Below are 23,218 nucleotides of genomic sequence, written 5' to 3'. Positions count from 1 at the left end.
TTCGCCTCGGGCCGGGTACCCGAATCATCCCCACCCGGCCCATGACGAGGACGGTACCCGTGAAGACGTACGCACAGGACACCCCTGGTGGCGGGGCGCCGGGACTGCCACCGGACCGCACCCAGAGCATCCTGGAAGCCACCAAGCAGGTGGCCGGAAGACTCAAGAGCGGCGGGTATCCATTCGCCCTGGCCGGCAGTGTTGCCGCCTACGCGCACGGCGTGCCGGCCAGCCTCCAGCACGACACCGACTTCTGCATTCTGCGCGAGGACGCCCAAGCCGTGACCGAGGCGCTGGAGGCCGACGGGATCGAGGTGCGCATAGCCCCCGAGGACTGGCTGATCAAGGCCAGAAGCCACGGTGAGGAGATCGACCTCATCCTCGAACTGGCGCAGCAGCCCGTGACCAGAGAGCTGCTCGACCGGGCGGAGACCCTGCCCGTGGACTCCGTACACATGCCGGTGCTGTCCCCGACCGACCTGATGGGCAGCCTGCTCCACGCATTCTCGGAGCACCACTGCGACTTCGGGTCTGTACTGCCCATCGCCAGGACACTCCGGGAGAAGATCGACTGGGACCGCCTGCGCCGCGAGCACCAGGCTTCGCCCATGCCCGACGCCTTCCTCTACCTCCTCGAGCGTCTGGACGTCATCGAACGACGGGAGGCAATGCCATGACAGGCTCGGACACCGTCGAGTACCGCATTGCCCACCTGCGGGACCGCCTGGCAGGCGGGGCGATCGCCGAGCTGGGAGTGCGGATCGAGGTACGGGGAGACAGCGTCCTGCTTTCCGGCGCCGTCGCCAGCGCCGCCTCCCGGGACGAGATCCTGCGTATCGCCAAGGAGGAGCTGGCTGGAATCCCGCTCCGTGAGGACCTGTTCGTGGTCTGCTCCGATGCCCCCGACCATCCCGAGGAGCTGGCGTGATCCGTGTAGCAGCGGTCGGCGACATCCACCTGGGGCCGGACAGCGCGGGGGTGCTTCGGCCCGCCTTCGAGACCCTGAGCGAGTGCGCGGACTTGCTGCTGCTCGCCGGTGATCTGACGCGGCACGGCACGGCGGACGAGGCCGGGGTAGTCGCCGTGGAGGTGGCCGCACTGGACGTGCCGGTCGTGGCGGTCCTGGGTAACCACGACTACCACAGTGACCAGCAGGCCGAGGTGACGGACGTACTGGCCGGGGCCGGGGTGACCGTCCTCGAGGGCGAGGGAACGATCCTGGACATCGGCGGGGTACTGGTCGGCGTCGCCGGAACCAAGGGCTTCGGCGGCGGATTCGCGGGACGCAGCGGCGACGAATTCGGCGAACCGGAGATGAAGGCATTCATCCGCTACACCCGGCGCTGCGCGGACGGCCTGCGCGATGCCCTGGACGGGCTGAGGGAGGGCGGCTGTGCCGTTCGGATCGCGTTGACGCACTTCGCACCCGTCCCGGACACCCTGGCGGGCGAGCCACTGGAGATCTTTCCCTTCCTGGGCAGCTACCTGCTGGCCGAGGCGATGGATGAGGCCGGGGCCGACCTGGCTGTCCACGGCCACGCGCACATGGGCACGGAACACGGCATGACCAGCGGCGGGGTGCGGGTGCGCAATGTCGCCCAGCCGGTCATCGGCCGCGCGTTCGCCATCTACCAGCTGCCGGTGGACGCCCGAGGCAACTAGTAGTCGCCGGCCGAGCGACTCCGGCCGCGGCACTTCGCGGTAGACGTCGCGGTCCGCCAGGGCCGCCTCCCACACGGCCAGTCACCACGTCGGTGTCGACCGTGCCCTTCAGGGCCGCGAGCTCGGGCCGGATCGGCAAAGCGGTCGGTGTCGCGGTCTCGCGCTCCAGCGCGGTGGCGGGACCGGACCGGTGCCCCATTTGCGGCGGGCGGATCGGAGACGCACTGTGGATGGCGCGGCCCTCAGCCGTCAGGGACGGGGCACATCCGATCCGATGCAGCTCTGTGAGAGGAGCGACAGCGATGCCGAGGGGCTCGAGTTCCAAACGAGAACGACAGTACGAACACATCAAGGAGAGCGCCGAGGAACGCGGCGAGAGCACGAAGCGGGCCAAGGAAATCGCCGCGCGCACGGTTAACAAGGAACGTGCACGCTCTGGTGAGTCCCGTACGGCCAGCAAGAGTTCCACGCAGGACATGTCGTCCTCGAAGCGTGGCGGGCAGCGTTCCCACAGCGGGTCCGAGGGTCCGACCTACGACCAGCTGTACGCGGAGGCTCAGCGCCGCAACATCCAGGGGCGCTCGTCCATGAACAAGTCCGAACTCAAACGGTCCCTTGGCCGCTGACTTCCGGTGCGGCGGTCCGGTGCGGCTGAGAGCGACCGTTCGCGGCGCGCCCGAGACGAGGGGCTCATCACGGGTGCCCGGACTGCTGGTCCCGGCATCACGGGTGCCCGGACTGCTGGTCCCGCGCTTCGCCTCCCCTCTCGCCTTCCTCGCCGCTGTCGTGAATCTCCTCCACTGACCTGGTGTTGAACCAGTTGCCGAGTGTCTCCCGCAACCGCTCGACCCGCAGGTCCTCCCCACCGGAACCCGATGGCGGCTCCTTGAGCGCGGGCAGGTTCCTGTGCGCCAGCAGATACCGCTTGTCGACATCGAGGGGCCGGTGCTCCTGCTCGAAGCCGCCCTCGACCGTCTGGCGCACGTTACCGGTCTCCACGCCGGAGGCCCCTCGCTCGAACTCGGCCTCCTGGAACGCGAGACACAGCCGCTTGGTCACGAGGAACGCGACGATCGGCAGCACGACCAGAGCGGCACGCAATGCCCACGTCAGTTCGTCGAGTGAGATACGGAACGTAAAGGCCACCACGTCGTTGCCGCCGGCCAGCAGCAGCACGCCGTAGAAAGAGATACCCGCGACACCGAGCCCGGTGCGCACCGGCCGGTCGCGCGGCCGGTCGCACAAGTGATGCTCGCGCCCGTCGCGCGTCACCCACGCCTCAGCGAATGGATACGCGTACAGAACGGCGAACAGGACGCCGGGCAGGACCAGCGCGGGCAGCAGGACGTTCCACATCACCGTGTGCCCGGCCACCACCGTCTCCCATGGCGGCACCAGTCGCAGCGCACCTTCCAGGAAGCCGACGTACCAGTCCGGCTGCGACCCCGTCGACACCAGGTCGGTTCGGTAAGGCCCGTACGCCCAGACCGGATTGATCTGTGCCAGCCCACCAAGGGCCGCGACCACTCCGAGGACGGTGAAGAACAGTCCGCCGGAAGCGGCCATGAAGTGGGGGAAGAACGGCTTGCCGACCGCGTTGCGATTGATGCGGCCCCTGCCCGCCCACTGGGTGTGCTTCAGGTAGAAAACCAGCATCAGATGGACCGTGACCAGGGCGAGGAGCAGCCCCGGCAGGAGCAGGATGTGCAACCCGTACAGCCGGGTGATCATGTCCTCCCCCGGAAACTCCGCACCGAACGCGAACATGCTGATGTAGGTCCCGGCCACCGGAATCGACAGCATGATGCCCTGAGCGATCCGCATCCCGGTGCCGGAGAGGAGGTCGTCCGGAAGCGAGTAACCGGCGAACCCTTCCGCCAGCGCCAGCACGAAGAGCGTGACACCGATCATCCAGTTCGCTTCTCGGGGCTTGCGGAACGCGCCGGTGAAGAACACCCGCAGCAGATGCACACCGATGGCGGCGACGAAGAGGACCGACGCCCAGTGGTGCATCTGCCGGATCAGCAGCCCCCCGCGGACATCGAAGCTGATGCTCAGCGTGGAATCGAACGCCTGCGACATCCGGACACCGTCGAGCGGTGCGTACGACCCGTCGTACACCACCTCGCTCATCTCGGGCTTGAAGAACAGCGTGAGGTAGACACCGGTCAGCAGCAGCACGATCAGGCTGTACAGCGCCAATTCGCCCAGCAGAAAGGACCAATGATTGGGGAACGCCTTGCGCAGCAGACCGCCGCCCTCGCCGAGCGGCAGCCGCGCGTCCAGCCCTTCAGTAGTCCGTCCCGCGGCGAGCTCGGTGCGGCGTTTCACGGCGCGTGCGGTCAGTCGTGCCCGCCGGAAGAAGATCATGAGCTGCTCCTGCCCCCTGACGTGCTCCAGCGGATTCGGCCGCGATTCGGTGGATCGGGCCGCCCCCTCACCCATACGAGGGCAGTCTCCGACACAGGTTGGAACAGTGGGTGGCGGCGCTCCGCAATGCGGGAGAAACGGTCATAGCATGCAGCGCCCGTCGCGAACCCCTGGAACGGGCCTGTCCCCCCTCTCACCGCCGGCGAACGGAGGACCCACGGATGGTCCACGGCCCCCTTGTGACGCCAACGGCTGTGGCCGTAAAGGAAAGGACCGTCGTCGGGAATCGGATCAGAGGCTGGTTGACGACCACTGACCACAAGGTCATCGGCAATCTCTACATGGTCACAGCGTTCGGGTTCTTCCTGCTGGCCGGTTTGATGGCCATGGTGATTCGGGCCGAACTGGCCCGCCCCGGGCTGCAGATCGTCAGCAGTGAGCAGTACAACCAGATGTTCACCATCCACGGCACGATCATGATGCTGCTCTTCGCGACTCCGATGTTCGCCGGATTCGCCAACGCCGTCATGCCCTTGCAGATCGGGGCACCCGACGTCGCCTTTCCGCGGCTCAATGCCCTGTCCTACTGGCTGTACCTCTTCGGTGCGCTGATCGTCGTCTCCGGTTTCCTCACCCCGGGCGGGGCGGCGGATTTCGGATGGTTCGCCTACGCCCCGCTGAACGGGCCGGTGCACTCCCCCGGCGAGGGAGGTGACCTGTGGGCGATGGGTCTGGTGCTGGCCGGAGTCAGCACCACCCTCGGATCGGTCAATTTCATCGCCACCATCGTGTGCCTGCGCGCTCCGGGAATGACTATGTTCCGCATGCCGATTTTCACATGGAATGTGTTGTTCACTTCTATTCTCGTGCTGGTGTCTTTTCCGGTGCTGACGGCGGCATTGCTGGCGCTCGAGGCGGATCGCAAGTTCGGGGCCCATGTCTTCGACCCGACCAATGGCGGCGCGCTTCTGTGGCAGCATCTGTTCTGGTTCTTCGGCCATCCCGAGGTCTACATCGTCGCATTGCCCTTCTTCGGTGTAGTGACCGAAATCATTCCGGTCTTCAGCCGTAAGCCGATCTTCGGATACGTCGGAATGGTCGGGGCCACCATCGCCATCACGATGCTCTCCGCGGTGGTCTGGGCACATCACATGTTTACGACGGGTGCTGTACTACTACCCTTCTTCGCAATGATGTCGTTCATCATCGCGGTGCCGACCGGGGTCAAATTCTTCAACTGGATCGGCACGATGTGGCACGGGAGCATCTCGTTCGAGACACCGATGCTTTGGGCGTTGGGCTTCCTGGTCACGTTCCTGCTCGGCGGCCTCAGCGGGGTGATGATCGCTTCTCCACCACTGGACTTCCACGTCACGGACAGCTACTTCATCGTGGCCCATCTGCATTACGTACTCTTCGGCACTGTCGTCTTCGCCATGTTCGGCGGCTTTTACTTCTGGTGGCCGAAATGGACGGGGCGCCTGCTCAGTGAGCGACTGGGCAGGATCCACTTCTGGACCCTATTCATTGGATTTCAGACCACTTTTCTGGTCCACCACTGGCTCGGAGAAATGGGGATGCCCCGCCGTTACGCGGACTACCTCGCCGCGGACGGCTTCACACTCCTGAACACAATTTCCACCATTGGCTCGTTCCTGCTGGGCCTTTCCACTCTGCCATTTCTTTACAACGTGTGGCGCACAACTCTGTACGCGCCCAAAATCGCGGTCGACGATCCATGGGGCTTCGGCCGGTCCCTGGAATGGGCGACACCTTGCCCAGCGCCCCGGCACAATTTCCATGCGCTGCCCCGCGTACGTTCCGACTCACCGGCCTTCGACATGAACCATCCGGAGGCGATGGAGAGGCCCCCCGCCGAACTTGGACGAGCCCGGCCGACGCCGGATCCGCATGGGGAGGGAAGCGCATGAAGACCGAGGCCTACCTGTTCGCCGGGGTCGCACTGTTCTTCCTCGCGACCGACGTGCTGTATGCCGTGTGGTCCAAGGAGCCTGCCGGCATCGCGGCGCTCACCGTGGCGTTCGCCATGGCGTCCCTGGTCGCGTTCTTCTTCGGCACGACATACCGCAGGAAGGGCCTCCGCCCGGAGGACCGCAAGGAGGCCGAGATCCTCGACAGAGCGGGCCCTCTCGGGTTCTTCCCGCCGCAAAGCGCTTATCCCGTGCTGGCCGCCGCAGGCAGCGCGGCACTGGCCGTCGGCGTCGTGTACGGCCTATGGCTGGTGTTGATCGGGCTCGGTGTCCTGGCGGCGGGAGTGTTCGGACTTGTCTTCCAGTACGCCGGGGGCAGCGAGGACTGAGCGGCTTACGTCACCACGTTCGCCACGGATCCGTCCTCATTCCCATTCCTTCGTGATCTCGAAGCAATGGGCCTCATGACCCAGCTCGTTTCCGTCGGCGTCGGTGAACGTTCCGGTCACTTGGTAGGTGTCGCGGGCCAAGCGACCGGTCGGCAGCCGCTCCGGCGGAAGCACCAGCTCGTACGGGCCGCCCGGCCGGTAACTGCCGAGCATCACCTCGGTCGTCCCGATCACCGCTCCCTGCCGTTTCCGGACAACTGTGAACTTGAGGCCTTCGACGGCCTGCCGGAGGCGGAAGCCCAGTGTGATGCGGATTTCCGCGCCTTCCTTGAGCGCGAATGGAGACTCCAGCAGCGTGGTTTCTGCCTTCCCGGGTGCGGGCAGCGGGACGTCGAGCCCTTCGCGTCCCTCAGCTTGCAGAGTGACGCTCAGCAACTCGAGCTGACTGAAACCGCGGATCGGCTCTTCGAGGGGCGCTCTCATTGGACAACCCAGCCTTCGCAGCCAGGGTGTCAGCATGCTGACACCACACCCCCCGCCCATTTGATTCTCGACTGCCCGCAATGAAGTGGGACAAACTGCGATGTCTAATTCTCCGCATCCTGGGAACCCGCGAGCCTGAAAACGGAACGTGCGCAACGGTGCGCAACGTCAAGACGCGGAGATGATCGACATGGTCCCGATCCTGTTGGTGCTCCTTCTGATCCTGATTCTTTTCGGGTTCGGATTCGCCGTGGAAGTCCTTTGGTACATCGCACTGGCGGTTCTCGTCCTCTGGGTGCTGGGCTTCTTCATGCGCGGCACGGCCGCCGGGGGCGGAAGGTCCCGCTGGTACCGGTGGTAGCCGGGCCGCAACCCGGCAAGGTCAGGTTCTGACCAACTCTGACCACGCCCTTGGAGGAACAGATGTCTGCCAGCACACTTATCGCCATAATCGTCCCCGTCGCAGTGGTGTTGATCATCATCGCCGTGACGCTGTGGACTCTGTCGCGCCGACGGCACCTGCGGGAGCGCTTCGGCCCGGAGTACGACCGCACGGTCGAGGAGCAGGACAGCCGACCGGCTGCGGAGCGCGAGCTGCGTGCCCGCGAACAACGCCACGACAAGCTGGAAATCAAGGAACTGCCGGCCGAGGTCCAACGCCAGTACGCGGACGACTGGAGCAGCGTTCAGGAACGGTTCGTGGATCGCCCCAACGAGGCGGTCGCCGAGGCGGACCGGCTCGTGGCCCGGCTCATGACCGAGCGCGGATATCCGACCGGCGGATACCAGCAGCAGCTGGCAGATCTCTCGGTAGAGCACGGCCGCACCCTGGAGCACTACCGCACCGCCCACGAGATCAACGTGCGCAGCGGTGACGGACAGGCCACCACCGAAGAGCTGAGAGGAGCGATGGTGCACTACCGCGCACTGTTCGAGGAACTGCTCAGCGACCGGGGCAATGCCCCGCGGAACGACCGCTTCTGAGCCGGATGAGGTGAGAGACATGCAACGCGAAGGCATACGGGATCCGGGCGATACGAGTCGCCCGCCCGGCCAGGAAGGCCTCACGACCGAGAGCATCGCCAATCCCCAGGATCCCCGGGCGGAGTCCCAGGACCGGCAGGCCCCCGTCTACCCAGGAGAGTCCACCGGTGCCACGGGACAGCAGCAGGAGCCGGTGAACGGTCCGGATGCCATCGACGAGGACCGTGCCGGCGGACCTGAGGAGGCACCGCAGGAACCCGAGGTCGTGCAGGAGGCCGAAGAAGAGGACCGGGCACTGCTCGGCCCCGAGGAGACGGATGAGTACCGCGGCAAGTGGCGGGACATCCAGAGCACCTTCGTCGACGATCCACGGGACGCGGTGCGCTCGGCCGATGCGCTGGTCGCTGACGTGATGCAGACGTTGGCCAGGTCGTTCTCCGCCCACAAGCAGGGACTGGAGGTCCAGTGGGACCGCGGCGAGGAGGTTGCGACGGAGGAGCTGCGGGTCGCGCTCCAGCATTACCGCTCGTTCTTCAACCGTCTGCTCAGTACATAGGTCCGCGCCGAGCGTGATGCCTCAGGCCACGGAACCGAGCGGGGTGCAGCCGAAGAACTGGCTGATGCCGGGCATCTGGCCCGCCGCGGTCCATGACCACGACGCCGCGCAGCGACAGGGACCGGCCCAGGCGCGTGGCGAAGCCTTCCCTTCCGGCCGCCGGGTCTTTCGGCACGGCGGCCGGAACGACAGCAAGGCCCCGGCGGGGCCCGGCGAAAGGTGCGGCCAGGGCACCGGCCACCGCGCCGACGGCCATGGCCCGTTCGACCACGATCGGCTCGGCCGAAGCGTCATCCTGGGCCCAAGGGTGGCGCCGTGTTCTTGTGAAGAGATGCTATTGGGGACGTTCGGGTGGTGTTCGGCATCACCTGCAACTGAACGCGGCCGAGCGGGGCTCTTGTTGGTCAGTGACGACGACCCAGGAGGCCTTGATGAACGCCTGGCAGTTTTCTGAACCTCCGCTGACGACGCCGCAGACGGCGATCGATTCGTACCGCTTCCCCGGTGTGCGGGACTTCGACCAGCCAGAGATCGTGGGAGCTGTCGATGAGCTCGGCGACTACTTCCTGCCCGCGCCGGATCCACGGCAGCGACTGCCGTTCACGCTGGCGGCCGAGGACAGCCACCGCCTGGACCTGCACGCTGTGCTGACCACCGCGGGCATCGCACCGCTTCCCGGTGACATGGACGCCATCAACGTCCTCTCCGCACTGGACGACACAACGGTCTCAGCCGTCCTGCGATGGGTGGGCAGTGCGCCCCGCTAGGTGTATTGATCACGAGCGTTGTTGACTGTCGTGGGTCTTGATCGTGGCGAAGACCTCCGGTGTGGTGGAGCTGTCTAGGACTGCACCGCACGGAGGTCTGCAACAGGGCACCGGAGTTGGCCGAGGCGGAGCGCACATGGGTCGGGCCCGCCTGTCCCAGAATTCTGCCGGTTCCGTCGATCGGCACTCCCTGAGCAAGTATCAGAATGTCGTCGATCACATCGCCGCCGAGGACGACCGTGGGCAGATCACCGACGATGACGCGCGCCCAGCGGTCGGCGGCCTGTTCGAAGGCCCGCTCCTGAGCACCCGTCAGCCCCCCGAGGAACTGCACCTCGATCGTGAACGGCGAGGTGGTGGTGGCGAGTTCTCCGCCCGTGCGAGATCGGCAACCGCGCGGTACGTCCGGTACGTGCCCATGGCCTCTCCTCGGCTGGATTCCGCTCGGTCATTTCTCTTTCGAGCATAGGAGACGGGCTGTTCAGGTGCTCGGCAGCTTCCGAGTACGGCTTGCGGGCGGAGCCGTGCGGCGGGTCAGTGCGAGCCAAATTCAATTCGCAATTGTGCAGTAGTCGAGTATTGAAGGGAAAACCACTGATCCATTCAGGTGAGCGGCTCCGGCCATTCCGTGTCCATACTGGAAGAGGGGCGAAGAGACGGCGAGATCCTGGCGCGGACGAGGCCATGAGGAGGCGTGCCGACATGACGGTGGAGCAGTTGTCCCAGGCTGACGCGGATTACCTTTCGCAAGTGGAGGGAGCGCGCGACCGCTATGCGATACGCGCCGCGGAGCGGGCACGCAACCAGCGGGTGCTCGACCGGAGCGGCATCCTGTACGCCGATGCACCGGAACGGGTGAGCAAGAGACTGGCACGCCTGGGCGCAGACTGGGCGATGGCCACGGCCATCGAACAGACACCGGCGGTAGCCACCACGGGCAGCAGTCTGGATCTGGATCCGGACACCGTCGGTGCCGACGTACTGGGGCTGGAACGCCTCATGGGGCGCAATGACCTCATCGGAGTCGGTTTCCTCGAAGCCGGCTTTCTGGCGGCCCGCTCGATCGGGCGGTTGACCGTCCGAGGAGGAGCCGGGATCCACCACGGCACCGGATTCCTCGTGTCCCCCTCGCTCCTGATGACCAACAACCATGTGCTGCGCACCGCGGACGAAGCGGGCCGCGGCGTTGTCGAATTCAACTTCCAGGCAGGCCTGGACGGACAGATGCTCGTTCCGGTGGTGTTCAAGCTGGAGCCGCAGACGCTCTTCGTCACCGACCGCGCCCTCGACTTCAGCGTGGTCGCCGTGGCCCAGAGCTCCCAGGACGGCCGACCGCTCTCGCCCTTCGGCCGGCTGCCCCTGAGGGAAACCGAGGGCAAGGTCATCCTCGGCGAGATCGTCAACATCATCCAGCACCCCAACGGCGAGCCCAAGCAGCTCGCCCTGCGTGAGAACAGGGTCGTGGACCTGCTGGAGAAGTTTGTGCACTACGAGACCGACACGGCGCCCGGCTCATCGGGGTCTCCGGTCTTCAACGACCAGTGGGAGGTCGTGGCGCTGCATCACGCGGGTGTTCCGCGCACCGACGAGAACGGCAAGCCCCTTGCCCTCGACGGGTCCCTCTGGCATCCGGACATGGGTGAGCACCGGCTGGACTGGAAGGCCAATGAGGGGGTGCGGATCAGCCGCGTCCTGGGCGCACTTCGGCAGTTCCCCCTGTCCGGTGCCGCCGCCGCTCTCCGCGAGGAGCTCTTCGCAGCGGGAGCCGCCCTGCGCCCGGTTGAGGCGTCAGCGCCGCCGTCGACCGGAGCGAACCACGTCGGACTTCAGAGTCTCGCGCAGGACGGGGCCGCGCAGCAGGCGGCCACCGCAGGGGCCGTACGCTGGACCGTACCGCTGCACATCAGCGTCACCCTCGACCCGGCCACCCTCCAGGCCCAGGCCCAGGCCCAAGCTCCGGCCACGGCTGAGTCGCCGACGTCCCTTCCCACCACTGCCCTCCCCGGTCCCGCAGTTTCCGGGGTCGGACACATCGACGGCCAGTCGCCCGCCGAGAACGACCTGGCCGCCGCACTGGTCAACCTCGCGGCCGCCAGAGCCCGTCCGTACTACCACGCGGAGGCGGACCGGACGGCGCGCGACTCCTACTACGCGGACATCCGCTCCGACAGCCCCGCCGGTCTGCGCCACGCGCTCAGCGAACTGCTGGAGTCCACCCATGAGCGCCGGCCCGCGTACAAGCCGATGCGCTTGGTCTACCCATGGGTCGACCTGCACCCGGACGAGCAGTTGCGCAGCATCTACTCGGGCAAGGACTTCACTCCCGAGGAGCTCATACGGGCCGACGCCGCGGTGGAGGCCGCCCGGATCGGGCGCTGGCAGGAGTTCCTGCTCCACGAGAGCGCGCCAGGACCCGAGGCGCTCCAGGCCGAGTTCGAGGCCCTGGAGGCGGCGCTGCCGTTCAACTGCGAGCACGTTGTACCCCAGTCCTGGTTCGCCAAGAAGGAGCCCATGCGTGGGGATCTGCATCATCTCTTCGCCTGCGAGTCGGCGTGCAACAGCTTCCGCGGGAACATCCCGTACTTCGACTTCCTGGACAGCGAGGAAGTCGTCCGGCACTCCTGCGGGCGCCGCGAGCCGCTGAAGTTCGAGCCGTCGGCCGGCAAGGGGCCTGTCGCCAGGGCGACGCTGTACTTCCTGTTGCGCTACCCCGGGTTCATCGGCGACGAGGCACGGGAGCTCCAGCGGGAGCGCCTGGGCGTGCTGTTGTCCTGGCACGCGGACCAGGCCGTGAGCGAGTACGAGCGACACCGCAATGCGGCGATAGCCGAGATACAGGGCAATCGCAATCCGCTCATCGACCACCCGGAGTGGGCCGAGGAAATTGACTTCGCGGGTGCCTGGTCCTGACAACACCGTAGGCCGGCGTACTGCTCACACCGTGAAGGGCCGCTGCTGAAGGAACTCGTCCCCGGGGTTTCCGGTCACATAGAAGTTCGGGCTCTGCGTCGCCGGCATGTTCCGCAGGATGTCGCGGTGGAACGCGCGGTACCCGCCGCGGAATGCCCCGTCGTCCCAGACCTCCAGCAGAGTGCCGGTGAACTTGCCGTTGACCGGGCCGTCGGAGGAGAGCTGGTTGTCCTGGCAGCCGGAGATGAGCAGCGCGCCGACTTCCGCCTCACTGCCGTTACCGGCGCCGAGTCCGCGCTGGATGTCCTGGAAGAACTCCTTGTCCCGCTGGTAGATCTCGTACTGCTTGGCGACCGGCATGAGCCGTGAGGTGTTCTCGATCTGGTTCGGGTCGCGCGTCTGGAACTGCTCCTGCATGGCCTCCTGGGTGAGGACCTCGCGTACCTCGATGCCGCTCCCGCTGTGGCAGGAGTCGAGGAACGCCAGGATCCGGACGCCCTCGGCGAAGCGTCCGAACTCTCTGTACAGCTCGTCGTCGAGGAACTCGCGGTCGTAGAGCACGAGGGTTTCGTCGAAGTCGTCCGGCTCGTCGTCGGAGCCGACGGTGTTCGGCACCTGACCGCCGTGGCCCGAGTAGGTGAACAGCAGGATGTCCCCGCTCTTCAGCTTCTTGCCCGCCTTGCGCAGCTCGGCGGTGACGTTCTCGACTGTGCCGTCGGGGGTGAGCAGGGTTGTGTCGTCGAAGCCGGCTTCGCGGGCCAGACGGGCCATGTCATTGGCGTCGTTCTCGCATGCGACGAGCTCGCCGTCCCAGCCGCCGTACCTCGCTGGGTCGACCTTGTTGAGTCCGACATGAAGGGAGAGGCCAGTGGCCATGGGGGGCTCCTTGCGCCTGGGCTACGTGCATCACTTGGATGCGTTCCGCGACTCTTCGTCTTCTGAACCCGTCGGTGGCCCCAACCGCCTGAACGGGCCTGTCGGGCCGTTCCAGCGGCTGTTCAGCCGCCTTGCGAGAGGGCATACCGGGTGTAAACATGACAAGTAGGAGTTGATCGGTCTTTTGCTCTTCAGGGGCGGCTGGGCAGGTGCGGCATGCCGTTGGCCGAAACGGAATGGGACCTCGTCACCATGTGGGTACGGGAGTACCTCCTCGACACCACCGACCCGCACGCTCAGCTCACCCAGCACGGATTCCCGGTGGAATTCGTCTCCGCCCTGCGGCTGACCGCGGTCAGCGCGGAGAACGCCCGCTCACTGGTGGAAGCTTCACGCAGAGACATCCAGCGGCAGCTCAAACTCGTCGAGGTCGTCGCCGCGACAGACAGACTGTCCGTGCTTCCAGAAGTCTCCAAGGCCCTTGAATTCCAGGACCGGCTGCGCGAGGACTACCGCGCCCATGCCTCTCAGGACAATTTCCGTACCTGCGTCCTCAAGAACGGGACCGAGGTCTTCATCGACCGTCAGAACCTGCGCGAAACGCTGCGCCAATTCGTCGAGGACCCCGAGAAGACCGTGCTTCTGGTCGACGGCGATCCGGACAGCGGCAGGTCCTACACGTACAACCTCATTCGCCACATCGGGCAGCACCATGGATTCCGTCCGGCGAGAGTCACCCTGTCGCACACCTCCACCGCGGACAAAGTAATCCGTCGGCTGGCGGAGTTCGTCGCCGACCCCCGTGCGGGAATCTCCCCCCTGGATCCCACCGAACTGAACGACCTGCTGCCGTCGATCGACGACGCCGTGCACTGGGTGGTCGGCAGGGCGACAGCCGTCGAAGACCGATTCTGGCTGGTCCTCGACGAGTGCGACAGCCTCGACCCCAGCTCCGACGTGTGGGACTTCATCGGTCAACTGGCTCTCGCAATCTACGAGCACACCGCAGTCAGAGGCGACCAGGCACCCCGGCTGGTGCTTCTCGGCTACGGACCGACCATGCGCCAACTGCCGTACGACCTACGGGGAAGCCTCTGCCGGGACACGGCCCGGGTCGCCGAACCCGCCGATCTGCGCAGCTTCTTCGACCAGTACTTCCACGAATCCCCTCCCGGATTCCTCGGTACCGGGCAGCCCGACGAATCCACGATCGCCGAACTCGTCGACGTCGCCGTTCAAGAAGTGCTCCGAGCCGCCGAAGCGGAAAACAGCAACGGCGAGAGCTATATGCGGAAGGTCTGCACGGCAGCGGAGGGGGCCATCCGTGTCTACCAAACCCTCTGAGACGCGGAAGATCTTCACCGAGCGGCTGCGCCAGGAGCTCCGCGCCGACGGGGACCGCTCCCACGCCGTGTCGGACGCCCGCGGAGCCTACCGGGAAGCGGCCTGTCTGCTCACCCGCTTCGATCCAATGCTGCTCCGACTGCCCGGCGAGGGCCGCGCCACCGGCGGCGCGGTCCTCGAACTACTCGACGACTGCACGGCCATGGGCGTGAAGGACCGAGCTGTGTGGAACCTCAAGGCCGATGTCCGGGACGAAGCGCTGCGAGGCCTCGCAGGACCGGAGGCCGCCCGGCTCGCGCTGGAGGGCAACCTCGACCAGTTCCAGGACGAACCCGGGCCGGAGCGCATCTGTCTGGCGTATCTGTCCGGCAGCCGGCCACGGCCGGCGGACCAGAGTCCCGGCGAACTGACCGACACCCTCCAGGCGGTGCTGTGGCTCTCGCGCGTGCCGGGCATGAGCGGGCTGCCGGACGTGGACGAACTCCAGCACACTCTGGAACGGGCCAGACTTCTGCAGCCCCTCGAGCGACTCGTACGGGAACCGTTCCAGGGGCGCGCCCGCGAACTCGATGAACTGCGCGACTACGCCGGCACGCCCGCCGAGTCCGCGGCCGGCCCCCGCAATGAGGCCGCGACTGCCTCCGGGACAGGCTCCCGCTCTGCACCCGTGCCCCCGCTGGTCATCCATGGGCCCGGCGGCATGGGGAAGAGCACTCTTCTCGCCAAGTTCCTCCTCGACAGCGTCCCCGACCACAGCCCCGATTTCCCCTTCGCGTACATCGACTTCGAGCGGCCCACGCTGTCGATCCACGAGCCGGTCACCCTCATCGCCGAGATCGCGCGGCAGCTCGGTATCCAGTACCCCGCTCACCGTGCGGAGCTGGACGCCTTGGCGGACGAGTGCCAGCAGGCGGCCCACAGTCAGCGGGAGGGCCAAGACCGGGTGACACAGCTGCACCAGCTCGCCACCACCCGGTCAGTACTGGGACGCAGCTCCTCGCAGGAGTTCCAGCTGCTGGCCACCGAGCGCGAGACCGACATCGTCCGGCGGGTCGCCGACGTCCTGGTCCGGGCGGTGGCGGCCGCAGACCAGGAGAACCCGCCGTTCGTCCTGGTCGTCGACTCGTTCGAGGAGGCCCAGTACCGCGGTTCACCCGTGCTGGGCAGGATGTGGGCGATCTGCCAGGCGTTCCAGAACGTCTACCCGGGGATGCGCTTCGTTGTCTCCGGGCGCGCTTACGTCGACCATCCGGCGCGGGCCGTGATGCCGCGGCACATCGAACTCGACGAGCTCGATCCGCAGGCCGCCGTCGCTCTCCTGGCGTCCTGCGGCGTCAAGGACCCGGACGTGGCACGGGTGTTGGCCGACCGGGTCGGCGGTCACCCGCTCAGCCTGAAACTGGCCGCCCGCGCCGCCACCCTCGCCGGAAGCGGAGCCGACTCGATGGGTGAACTGATCCGCAGCCTGCCCGCGCGGCGCCGCCAGTTCTTCCGCCGCGTCGACCAGATGCTCGTCCAGGGCATTCTGTACGACCGTATCCTCAACCACATCGCGAACCGGGACGTACGCCGTCTCGCCCATCCGGGCCTGGTTCTCAGGATCATCACCCCCGAGATCATCAAGAACGTCCTCGCCGAGCCCTGCGGGCTGCGAGTGGAAACCCTCGATGACGCACGCCTCCTCTTCGACGAGCTCTCCCGACTCGACCTGGTGGAACCGGCCGGACCCGAGGCCGTGCGGCACCGCGCGGACGTCCGCGCCATCATGCTGCGCCTGCCGGGCGGTGACCGCACCGATGTGATGCGCGCCGTCGAGCAGCGCGCCGTCGACTACTACGCCGCCCGGGAAGGCATTGAGGCACGCGCCGAGGAGATCTACCACCGGCTGCGGCTCAACGAGAACCCGCGATCGGTGGAGGAGCGGTGGCTGCCCGGCATCGAGCGGTTCCTGGCCGGGGCGCAGCAGGACATGAGCCCAAGGGCCGCGGGCCTGCTCACCGCGAAGCTCGGGGGCGGAGCCCCCGACAACGTGATGGCGGGCGCCGACCAGGAGGACTGGGAACGGATCGCCGCCCGAGAAGTCGAGGATCTGCTGGCGCAGGGCTTCGCCGAAGCGGCGTTCGTCCGGCTGGGGGAACGCCGGCCCTGGACGCCTTGCAGCCCACTGCACTCACTGCTGGCCGAGACGCTGAACAGGCTCGGACGGCGGGACGAGGCCCGGAAGGCGGCCTCGGACGCCATCGCCTCCGCACAGAGCGCGGGATGCGCCGAGCAGCAACTGGAGCTGCTGCTGCTCTCCGCCCGCCTCGCGGAGGACGCGGGCGACCTGGCGAACGCCGACCGCGAACTGCGCGTGGCCGAGGACATCGCGGTCGGCCTCGGGCAGGACCTCGAAGCGATGGGCGCACTGCTGGCCCGGGCCCGCCTCACCGCGGGCGCCGAATCCCCGGATCCCGAGGCCGACACCCAACTCGCCCAACAGCTACGGCTGTTGCCCGACGCCGTCCTCGCCGACCAGCCCGCGCTGGTACGCGCCGTCGCGTCGCAGGTCTACGCACAGGATCCCGGGGCGCTCGACCACACGCTGAAGGTCGTAGGACTGCCCACGGACGACGAGGCACTGGAGACCCTCGGAACGGCGATAGGCCGTGCGGCGTCCCGCCAACCAGGGCTGCTCGGGACCCTGATGGACATCCTGGGCGACGCCGCCGGCCCGTCACAGCCGCAGGAGGGAGACGGTCCCGGATCCCGGCCGGGAAGGAGCCAGGGAGCCGGCCCAAGCAACACCACCGAGATCCTGCGCCTGGCCCGCGACCGCGGCACCCTCAACGCGCTCGCCCGGCGACTGCTGGCCGTGCGCGACAAGAGCGGTGAGATCGTCGCCGGCGTGGCCGCCGCCATGGGCGCGGGGGCCAATGGCCGTACGAAGAGACGGGCATCCGCCGCCCGCCCGGCCGAGGGAAACGGCTCAAGCGGAGAGAACGGCCCCGTGCGGCCTGGTCGGCCATGAACGCGTACCTCTCGCCGGACGAGATTCTCCAGGTCCGGGACACCGCTCTGGAGACCGGGCTCGCCGACCCGTCGGTACGGCCGCTGCTGTTCGACGGCATCATGCCCAAGTACCGCGGCACGCTGCCGCTGCTTCCGGCGCCAGGACAGCAGGTGCACTCTGACCTGAACGCGATGAACCGGGTCGAGCGACTCGTGGACGGCTCCGTGCCGCTGGAGATCTGGCTGCGCAATGCCGTCGCCCAGAGCACCGAAGCCGCAGCGCTCGCCGTCTTGCAGCGCGCCCTGGACGACGTGGCCCGGAGCGCCGGAGGCGAGCCGGACATCATGGCGGGGATGCCCGCCCCGGAGATCAAGGAAGAGATCGTCCACCGCGACGACACCGTCCCGTTCGACTTCCTTCGGGGCGGCGAGCTGGCCGGAACGGCGGTCGCCCGTATCAAAGTTCTCCCCTACCAGGGGGGCGCCCCGCTCCAGCCGAACGGATTCCCGCACTCCGGCACGGGATGGCTCATCGCCCCGAACCTCCTCATCACGAACCACCATGTGGTCAACGCCCGCACCGGCACAGGTGCGGGGCGGCCCCAGGCCGAGGCCGACGACCTGCGCCTCCAGGCGCTGCATGCACGCGCCCGGTTCGACTACGACACCGACGACGTCGAGACCGAGGAGGCCACGATCAGCGAACTCGTCGCCGCGGACCCGGAACTCGACTATGCGGTCCTCCGCCTGACCGCCGCGCCCTTGCGGCCCGTACTGAAGCTGGCGAAGGAGTCGCTGGCTGTCGCCAAGGGGGACTTCGTGGCCGTCAACATCATCCAGCACCCCGGCGGACAGCCCAAGCGCGTGGCCCTGCGCAACAACCTCGTCTACGAAGCGGACGAGAGCGATGTCCGCTACTTCACGGACACCCGCGGCGGCTCATCCGGATCCCCCGTCTTCACGGACGACTGGAAGGTGGTCGCGCTGCACCGCGGGACGCGGCGCGTGGAGGACGTGATGTTCCAGGGCAGGACCACGGCCTTCGTCAACGTCGGCACCCAGATGGGCATCGTGATGCGCCACTTGAAGGCGAACAGCCCCGACATCCATGCCGAGATCGAGACGGCACAACGCGACTGAATCGGCTCAAGCAACTCAAGCAACTCAAGCGACCGAAGAGACGAGGAGGGCGATATGGGCAGCCGGAGCAGGTCACCCGTTGCTACCGATCCCGAGCAGGTCTTCACCGATCTGCGGGAGGTCGCGCAGCGGGTACGGGACCAACTGATTCGGGAGGTCCCCGAATCGACGGAGGAACTCTCCGCGGAAGAGCTGCCCGCCGGGCAGATATCCCAGTTCGCCCAGCAGGAGCGGGACCGTGTTCTGGCCGCGGGCGCGAACGGTCTGGAGAAGCTCGCCGAGGGACGTGCGGACGAGATCAGCGACGACGAGTCCTTCGGCATGGAGGCCATCGTCCTGCTCGAGGGCAGACCCGCCATCCTCGTCCAGCACCAGGACTTCCCCTCCCAGGAAGGCGACTGGGCGGTCCTCGACGGCCACCGGGCCGCGATCCGCGAGTCGATCGCGCACGTCGGCCGGGTCGAGGTCTCCGGGCACGCCAGCCTGGACTGGGTCGGCACCGCCTTCCTCGTCGGTCCCGACGCCATCATGACGAACCGTCATGTCGCCCTGGAGTTCGCCCGCGCCGACGGCATCGGCTGGACCTTCCAGCAGAGCATGAGCGCCCGGATCGACATGGCCGAGGAGTACGGCGCGCTCCCGGCGGGCGGCGGACCGGCATACGAGATCTCCGAGGTGCTCGGCATCCATCAGGACGTCGACATGGCCCTGCTACGGGTGTCGCCGGCCGCGGGCGCCACCGCGCTGCCTGCCCCTCTCGCGGTGGCCGCGGACGCCCCCGGCGACCTGCCAGGGCGTCCGGTGTACTGCGTCGGCTATCCGGCGTACGACGGGCGTCGCAACGAACCCGAGTCGATGCGCAGGATTTTCATGGACATCTACAACGTCAAACGCCTGCAGCCCGGGACCACCACGGAGCTCGTGCCGGAACGGAACGTCATGAAGCACGACTGCTCCACCCTGGGCGGCAACAGCGGTTCCCCCGTCTTCGACCTCACCGACCACCGCGTCCTCGGCCTGCACTTCGGCGGCCGCTACGGCTTCGGCAACTACGCCGTGCCTCTGTGGCAGTTGGTGGACGATCCCCTGCTGCGCCGCGCCGAGGTCAACTTCGTCTGATCGCCGTCCGGGACGCGGAAGAGCGCTCGCTCCGGCTACCGGAAGATCGCCATGGCCTGCATTTCCAGGACCGCGTCGTCGGCGTTCCAGCCCTGGACCTTGCCCAGACACCGTGCCGAGAACGTGCCTTCCGGGACCTCGTTGCGCAGTCCCTCCGTCGCACAGGTGACACGGACGCGAGGACCTCGTGCGGGATCGTCCGGGTCCCCGTAAGGCGCCAGAAAGACCGTGGACTCCGCCGATTCGCTGATCTTCCGGAACCGGCCCCTGATCAGCACAAAGTCCTCGATGTCGCGGAGGCGGACGGTGTGCTGCGAGCCTCCGGAACCATGGAGTGCTGCCAGCCCTCTGGTCAGTGCCTCGTTGCGTCTGACGGTCTGATTGGCGAGGTCGACGTGGACGATGACGTCCTTCCTCTCGAGAACGTCCATGATGATGCCGATCACCGATATGGGCTCGGCCACTTCGAGATACTTGCTGACGATCTCGCTGTTGTCGCGCCTGCCACCGCCCGCGCTCATCCCGAAGACCGTGGCGCGGATGTTCCCGTCCCTGCTGTCACTGGTCCTCTGCTCGACCTCTTTGCGCAGGGCCGCCGCATAACCGCGCATCTGGTAGTGGTCCATGACGGATCTGTCATGAAGATAGAAGCAGATGCTGTAGGTGAGGTTCTGGCCGCCGGTACGTCTGCCACGGGTGAGCCAGTGGAGCGTCACGGCGAGCAGCGCCACGGCGCCGATCGCGGTCATCAGCCACAGAAGCATCCAGTGCCACCAGACGCCCCACCACGCCTCACTGAACACATCCACGTGTCTCCTTGAAAGCACTGAGGAGGGACTGGGCTGTGGCGTCGACCATCCGTCCGCCGGTCGCCCGTGCCGCTCGATCGAGTTCCTTGGTGTCGGCCTCGCCGTAGCGAATGGTGTAGGTGCGCACCGCGCGGGCTGCCGACGGGCGTGCCTGGTAACGGCTGATGAAGGCGTCGAGGTTCATCCCGGTGTTGTTCTCACCGTCCGTCATGAGGACGATGGAGACGGGCCGGCCGGGGTGGCCCCCTACGATCTCGGCCACCTTCGTGTAAGCGCGGTCGAGAGTGGACCAGATGGCTGTGCTCGTGTCGAAGTCGTCGGCCGCCACGAATCCGCGGAGGCGGTCGAGATCCCGCTGCCCGTCGTAGGTCAGGCTCCGTTCGTCGAGTACGCGGCCGCCGAATCGCATCACGGTGAGCGACTCGCCCCGGTAGAATCTGACGAACTTTCCGGAGCGCGAATCGTCGGCGCCGCTGAGGCCGTCGAAGGTGGCGCGCACTTTCGCGATGCGCTCGCCCCGCATGGACCCGGAGAAGTCGAGCAGAAAGATCACCTGGGCCGGCTTGTCCCGTCGCGGATCGCCGTAGTCGGTGAGGAGCCGGTCGACGACCTCCTGCTGGTCCGGGAAGTACAGGGCGTTGCCGACGGGCTCGCGGAGCACGGGAACCCTGGGCACTGCGGGATCGATCGGCCGGCGCAGCGTACGTTCCATGATCTTCTTCTGGACCCGTCCGCTCTTCAGCCAGTCCACCATCCTGTCGTACGCGGCACGCTTGGCGGGGTCGAGCAGCAGCAGGGGGTAGTCGGACAGCACCATGCCGTCCTTCGGATAGACGATCTCCAGCGGCTTGGGCAGCTTCCCGCCGCTGTTGAGAGAGAGCAGTTCGGACTCGTAGGTGATGAGAGCGTCCAGGTCGTCCTGACGGCGTACGAATCCGTCAGCCAAGCGGTCGGAGGAGTCCTCGGTCAGTGCGTGACCGGCGAAGAAGCCGCGCAGCCGGTCGCAGGAGACATCCTCGGGACGCAGTGCTCCGCCCGTACCCGCGGCGGCGGTCGCCACTCCGACGAGCGCGGCGAGGCCGCTGTTGGTGTGCCGCGGGTCGGCCATGGCGAACTTCAGGGACCCGTCCGCCGCGGCGTCTGCCACATCGGCCCAGGAGATCTGCCCGCCGGGCGTCGCGCGGCGGAGCCGGTCGGCCGTGGCGGGCTTCATACCGATGACGACCGGAGAGCGCATGATGCTGGTCGCCAGGGGCTTCTCGGTGTTGCGCCCGGCGGCCTTCGCCTTGAGCTGGAAATAGCGGTCGGAGGAGAGCCAGGCGAGATCGTGGCGGTAGTGACCCGGGACGAGTGCGTTGCTGGCGTCAACGGTGCCCCGGTAGTCCATCTCCAGCCTTATCCCGGTGTCGCGGCGGAGGTCGTCGAGCAGGGGCCGCATGTCGGCGAGCTCCGAACTGGCCAGCACGCGCAGCGTGACCGGGGCGGGGTCACCCGAGGAACAGCCCGAGGCGGCGCCGAGCCACAGCCATGCCATGCACACGGCGATGAAGCCGGTCAGACGGCCGCGCGCCCTCATTCGGGCAGCCCGGCCGAGGGTCCGGCCGAGGGTCCGGCCGAGGACCCGGCCGCCGGGCAGTCGCCCACGATGGAGATCATCCTTTCCAGAAACCGCAGTCGCGGCATCCACGACCTGGTGTTGTCGCCCTCCATCGAGGGGACCGGGATGTGGCGCTGACGCAGGAATTGGGAAAGCTGGTCGCCCGCGACCTCCCCCGACGGGTCGAGAATCCGGAAGCCCAGCTCCATTGCCCTTTGCCGTAATTCAGGGTCGTGGGTAATGAGTTCACCGAGCCGGTCGCCCTCCTTGTTGAGCGCGATGAACTCGGGCTGGGTCACGAACTGACTGTCCGGATAGAGCAGCACCCGCTCGGAGTCCAGCTGCTTCGACTCGGCCTGGTATTGCACCTGGTAGGTCAGATACTGGTGCTCGTACGCCACCACGACAGGGGCAATTCCCTTTCCCTCCGGGGAGAGATACGTGCGGAACACGTCCGAGGCCGGCAGGCCCTGCTCCAGGAGGTGTTTGATCGCTACGGCACGGCGGTCCGCTTCCTCGTCGGTGTCCGGCACCTCGTCGCCCTTGCCGCGCCAGGTGAAGGCGACCAACGCCAGGTAGGTTCCGGCCGAGTTGGCCACACAGACGTCCGGGCTCTGAGCGCGGATCCTGTTCGCGTTGGTGATCCCGCGGATCCCGATGTCGTTCCACCGCTTTTTGTTGTCGATGCTCTCCAGGAACTCATGCATGTCCAGGACGTAATAGAGCGGTTGGTCCTTCCCGGAGGTGCGTTGCGCGGTGGCGATTCCGGCAGCCCGCAAGGTCTCGGCGTACTCGCGATATGTGGCGAGCACGATGGGGCTGACGAACGGCCGGTGCACCTTGACGTATTGGTTCTTCGCCGCACGCTGGCTGGTGATCAGATCCCCGGCCGGCTGCCCGGAGGGAAAGACGAAGTCGTACGAGGAGATGTCCCGGATGGCCAAATCGCGCGACCCTGTGCTGGTGATGTGGATCCGTATGTGATGCTTCAACAGGAGACGCTGAACCTCTTCGTCCTCGAAGAAGTCCCGCTTGGACGCCATCTTGCCCTCGAGCGTGACGACCCGCTCGAAGGGCAGCAGGACGTTTCCCGAAGCCGCCAGCACGGCCACACCCGTCAGAACGGCGGCGAGTACGGGCAGGAAGACGACCAGAAGACCGCGGCGTGACCATAAGGACGACGACTGGCGCCGGACGGCCAGGCGCGGCTCCTCGATGGCAGGTCGCTCCCCGATGACCACGGACGTCTCCCCCGTTTCCCCACGGATTCCCGGCTCAGCTCAGCTCAGG

General features: G+C 67.1%; 21 protein-coding genes. 15 read left to right on the top strand and 6 right to left on the bottom strand.

The window, feature by feature from the left end; all coding sequences use genetic code 11:
• The first annotated feature begins 41 nt into the window (after positions 1-41).
• From ACH492_RS32520 to ACH492_RS32505, 4 genes are all read left to right on the top strand, one after another.
• Complete coding sequence (locus ACH492_RS32520; RefSeq protein ID WP_398991833.1) at positions 42-677, top strand: nucleotidyltransferase family protein; 636 nt, start codon at positions 42-44, stop codon at positions 675-677.
• The gene (locus ACH492_RS32515; RefSeq protein ID WP_398991831.1) at positions 674-928 is read left to right on the top strand and encodes a hypothetical protein; all 255 of its coding nucleotides are present in this window, start codon (positions 674-676) and stop codon (positions 926-928) included. Before ACH492_RS32520 ends, ACH492_RS32515 begins: the two co-directional genes overlap by 4 nt.
• Positions 925-1,662, top strand: coding sequence for a metallophosphoesterase (locus tag ACH492_RS32510; RefSeq protein WP_398991829.1), 738 nt, complete (start codon positions 925-927; stop codon positions 1,660-1,662). The genes ACH492_RS32515 and ACH492_RS32510 overlap by 4 nt, the downstream gene beginning before the upstream one ends.
• A 302-nt stretch (positions 1,663-1,964) precedes the next feature.
• Entirely contained in the window at positions 1,965-2,288 is a 324-nt protein-coding gene (locus tag ACH492_RS32505) for a plasmid stabilization protein (RefSeq protein WP_398991827.1), read from the top strand.
• Positions 2,289-2,385: 97 nt separating this feature from the next.
• Here the strand turns inward: ACH492_RS32505 and ACH492_RS32500 are convergent, their stop codons facing one another.
• Positions 2,386-4,032 (bottom strand): cytochrome bc complex cytochrome b subunit, encoded by a 1,647-nt coding sequence (locus ACH492_RS32500; protein WP_398991824.1) that lies wholly within the window; start codon positions 4,030-4,032, stop codon positions 2,386-2,388.
• A 221-nt stretch (positions 4,033-4,253) separates the two neighbouring features.
• Between ACH492_RS32500 and ctaD the strand changes: the two genes are divergently transcribed.
• Entirely contained in the window at positions 4,254-5,963 is a 1,710-nt protein-coding gene (gene ctaD / locus ACH492_RS32495) for a cytochrome c oxidase subunit I (protein ID WP_398991822.1), read from the top strand.
• Positions 5,960-6,352, top strand: a complete 393-nt coding sequence (locus tag ACH492_RS32490; protein ID WP_398991820.1) for a cytochrome c oxidase subunit 4 — start codon at positions 5,960-5,962, stop codon at positions 6,350-6,352. Before ctaD ends, ACH492_RS32490 begins: the two co-directional genes overlap by 4 nt.
• A gap of 36 nt (positions 6,353-6,388) precedes the next feature.
• Here ACH492_RS32490 and ACH492_RS32485 read toward each other — a convergent pair whose 3' ends face one another.
• The gene (locus tag ACH492_RS32485; RefSeq protein WP_398991818.1) at positions 6,389-6,871 is read right to left on the bottom strand and encodes a hypothetical protein; all 483 of its coding nucleotides are present in this window, start codon (positions 6,869-6,871) and stop codon (positions 6,389-6,391) included.
• Positions 6,872-7,025: 154 nt separating this feature from the next.
• Between ACH492_RS32485 and ACH492_RS32480 the strand changes: the two genes are divergently transcribed.
• From ACH492_RS32480 to ACH492_RS32460, 5 genes are all read left to right on the top strand, one after another.
• Positions 7,026-7,196, top strand: coding sequence for a hydrophobic protein (locus ACH492_RS32480; RefSeq protein WP_398991958.1), 171 nt, complete (start codon positions 7,026-7,028; stop codon positions 7,194-7,196).
• A gap of 62 nt (positions 7,197-7,258) precedes the next feature.
• Positions 7,259-7,819 (top strand): hypothetical protein, encoded by a 561-nt coding sequence (locus ACH492_RS32475; protein WP_398991816.1) that lies wholly within the window; start codon positions 7,259-7,261, stop codon positions 7,817-7,819.
• 19 nt (positions 7,820-7,838) lie between these two features.
• Positions 7,839-8,375: a hypothetical protein gene (locus tag ACH492_RS32470; RefSeq protein ID WP_398991814.1), complete on the top strand. Its 537-nt coding sequence runs from the start codon at positions 7,839-7,841 to the stop codon at positions 8,373-8,375.
• Positions 8,376-8,806: 431 nt separating this feature from the next.
• Positions 8,807-9,142 carry a hypothetical protein gene (locus ACH492_RS32465; RefSeq protein ID WP_398991812.1) on the top strand — a complete coding sequence of 112 codons (336 nt, stop codon included), beginning with the start codon at positions 8,807-8,809 and terminating at the stop codon, positions 9,140-9,142.
• Between the two features lie 702 nt (positions 9,143-9,844).
• Complete coding sequence (locus tag ACH492_RS32460; RefSeq protein WP_398991810.1) at positions 9,845-12,052, top strand: endonuclease; 2,208 nt, start codon at positions 9,845-9,847, stop codon at positions 12,050-12,052.
• Between the two features lie 24 nt (positions 12,053-12,076).
• Here ACH492_RS32460 and ACH492_RS32455 read toward each other — a convergent pair whose 3' ends face one another.
• On the bottom strand, positions 12,077-12,928 hold the full coding sequence (locus ACH492_RS32455) for a caspase family protein (RefSeq protein WP_398991808.1): 852 nt from the start codon (positions 12,926-12,928) through the stop codon (positions 12,077-12,079).
• Between the two features lie 216 nt (positions 12,929-13,144).
• Between ACH492_RS32455 and ACH492_RS32450 the strand changes: the two genes are divergently transcribed.
• Genes ACH492_RS32450 through ACH492_RS32435 form a run of 4 tightly spaced genes read left to right on the top strand, consistent with a single transcriptional unit; the run spans position 13,145 to position 19,522 of the window.
• Positions 13,145-14,272 carry a hypothetical protein gene (locus ACH492_RS32450; protein ID WP_398991806.1) on the top strand — a complete coding sequence of 376 codons (1,128 nt, stop codon included), beginning with the start codon at positions 13,145-13,147 and terminating at the stop codon, positions 14,270-14,272.
• On the top strand, positions 14,253-17,282 hold the full coding sequence (locus ACH492_RS32445; RefSeq protein ID WP_398991804.1) for an AAA family ATPase: 3,030 nt from the start codon (positions 14,253-14,255) through the stop codon (positions 17,280-17,282). The genes ACH492_RS32450 and ACH492_RS32445 overlap by 20 nt, the downstream gene beginning before the upstream one ends.
• Complete coding sequence (locus ACH492_RS32440; protein WP_398991802.1) at positions 17,279-18,403, top strand: trypsin-like peptidase domain-containing protein; 1,125 nt, start codon at positions 17,279-17,281, stop codon at positions 18,401-18,403. Before ACH492_RS32445 ends, ACH492_RS32440 begins: the two co-directional genes overlap by 4 nt.
• Before the next feature lie 54 nt (positions 18,404-18,457).
• Positions 18,458-19,522: a trypsin-like serine peptidase gene (locus ACH492_RS32435; RefSeq protein WP_398991801.1), complete on the top strand. Its 1,065-nt coding sequence runs from the start codon at positions 18,458-18,460 to the stop codon at positions 19,520-19,522.
• Positions 19,523-19,557: 35 nt separating this feature from the next.
• Here ACH492_RS32435 and ACH492_RS32430 read toward each other — a convergent pair whose 3' ends face one another.
• Genes ACH492_RS32430 through ACH492_RS32420 form a run of 3 tightly spaced genes read right to left on the bottom strand, consistent with a single transcriptional unit; the run spans position 19,558 to position 23,169 of the window.
• The gene (locus ACH492_RS32430) at positions 19,558-20,331 is read right to left on the bottom strand and encodes a hypothetical protein (RefSeq protein ID WP_398991799.1); all 774 of its coding nucleotides are present in this window, start codon (positions 20,329-20,331) and stop codon (positions 19,558-19,560) included.
• Complete coding sequence (locus tag ACH492_RS32425; protein WP_398991797.1) at positions 20,315-21,907, bottom strand: substrate-binding domain-containing protein; 1,593 nt, start codon at positions 21,905-21,907, stop codon at positions 20,315-20,317. The genes ACH492_RS32430 and ACH492_RS32425 overlap by 17 nt, the downstream gene beginning before the upstream one ends.
• Positions 21,904-23,169, bottom strand: a complete 1,266-nt coding sequence (locus tag ACH492_RS32420; protein WP_398991795.1) for a hypothetical protein — start codon at positions 23,167-23,169, stop codon at positions 21,904-21,906. The genes ACH492_RS32425 and ACH492_RS32420 overlap by 4 nt, the downstream gene beginning before the upstream one ends.
• Positions 23,170-23,218: the final 49 nt, after the last annotated feature.

This window comes from Streptomyces sp. NPDC019443 (assembly GCF_044389785.1).
Classification (GTDB): domain Bacteria; phylum Actinomycetota; class Actinomycetes; order Streptomycetales; family Streptomycetaceae; genus Streptomyces.
Note: the sequence above shows the minus strand (reverse complement) of the source record. Positions and strands in the feature narration are given on the sequence as shown.

Coding starts and splice junctions, on each gene's coding strand:
- ACH492_RS32520 (WP_398991833.1), top strand. CDS start 42: ATGACGAGGACGGTACCCGTGAAGACGTACGCACAGGACACCCCTGGT.
- ACH492_RS32515 (WP_398991831.1), top strand. CDS start 674: ATGACAGGCTCGGACACCGTCGAGTACCGCATTGCCCACCTGCGGGAC.
- ACH492_RS32505 (WP_398991827.1), top strand. CDS start 1,965: ATGCCGAGGGGCTCGAGTTCCAAACGAGAACGACAGTACGAACACATC.
- ACH492_RS32500 (WP_398991824.1), bottom strand. CDS start 4,032: ATGATCTTCTTCCGGCGGGCACGACTGACCGCACGCGCCGTGAAACGC.
- ctaD (WP_398991822.1), top strand. CDS start 4,254: ATGGTCCACGGCCCCCTTGTGACGCCAACGGCTGTGGCCGTAAAGGAA.
- ACH492_RS32490 (WP_398991820.1), top strand. CDS start 5,960: ATGAAGACCGAGGCCTACCTGTTCGCCGGGGTCGCACTGTTCTTCCTC.
- ACH492_RS32485 (WP_398991818.1), bottom strand. CDS start 6,871: ATGCTGACACCCTGGCTGCGAAGGCTGGGTTGTCCAATGAGAGCGCCC.
- ACH492_RS32480 (WP_398991958.1), top strand. CDS start 7,026: ATGGTCCCGATCCTGTTGGTGCTCCTTCTGATCCTGATTCTTTTCGGG.
- ACH492_RS32475 (WP_398991816.1), top strand. CDS start 7,259: ATGTCTGCCAGCACACTTATCGCCATAATCGTCCCCGTCGCAGTGGTG.
- ACH492_RS32470 (WP_398991814.1), top strand. CDS start 7,839: ATGCAACGCGAAGGCATACGGGATCCGGGCGATACGAGTCGCCCGCCC.
- ACH492_RS32465 (WP_398991812.1), top strand. CDS start 8,807: ATGAACGCCTGGCAGTTTTCTGAACCTCCGCTGACGACGCCGCAGACG.
- ACH492_RS32460 (WP_398991810.1), top strand. CDS start 9,845: ATGACGGTGGAGCAGTTGTCCCAGGCTGACGCGGATTACCTTTCGCAA.
- ACH492_RS32455 (WP_398991808.1), bottom strand. CDS start 12,928: ATGGCCACTGGCCTCTCCCTTCATGTCGGACTCAACAAGGTCGACCCA.
- ACH492_RS32450 (WP_398991806.1), top strand. CDS start 13,145: ATGCCGTTGGCCGAAACGGAATGGGACCTCGTCACCATGTGGGTACGG.
- ACH492_RS32440 (WP_398991802.1), top strand. CDS start 17,279: ATGAACGCGTACCTCTCGCCGGACGAGATTCTCCAGGTCCGGGACACC.
- ACH492_RS32435 (WP_398991801.1), top strand. CDS start 18,458: ATGGGCAGCCGGAGCAGGTCACCCGTTGCTACCGATCCCGAGCAGGTC.
- ACH492_RS32425 (WP_398991797.1), bottom strand. CDS start 21,907: ATGAGGGCGCGCGGCCGTCTGACCGGCTTCATCGCCGTGTGCATGGCA.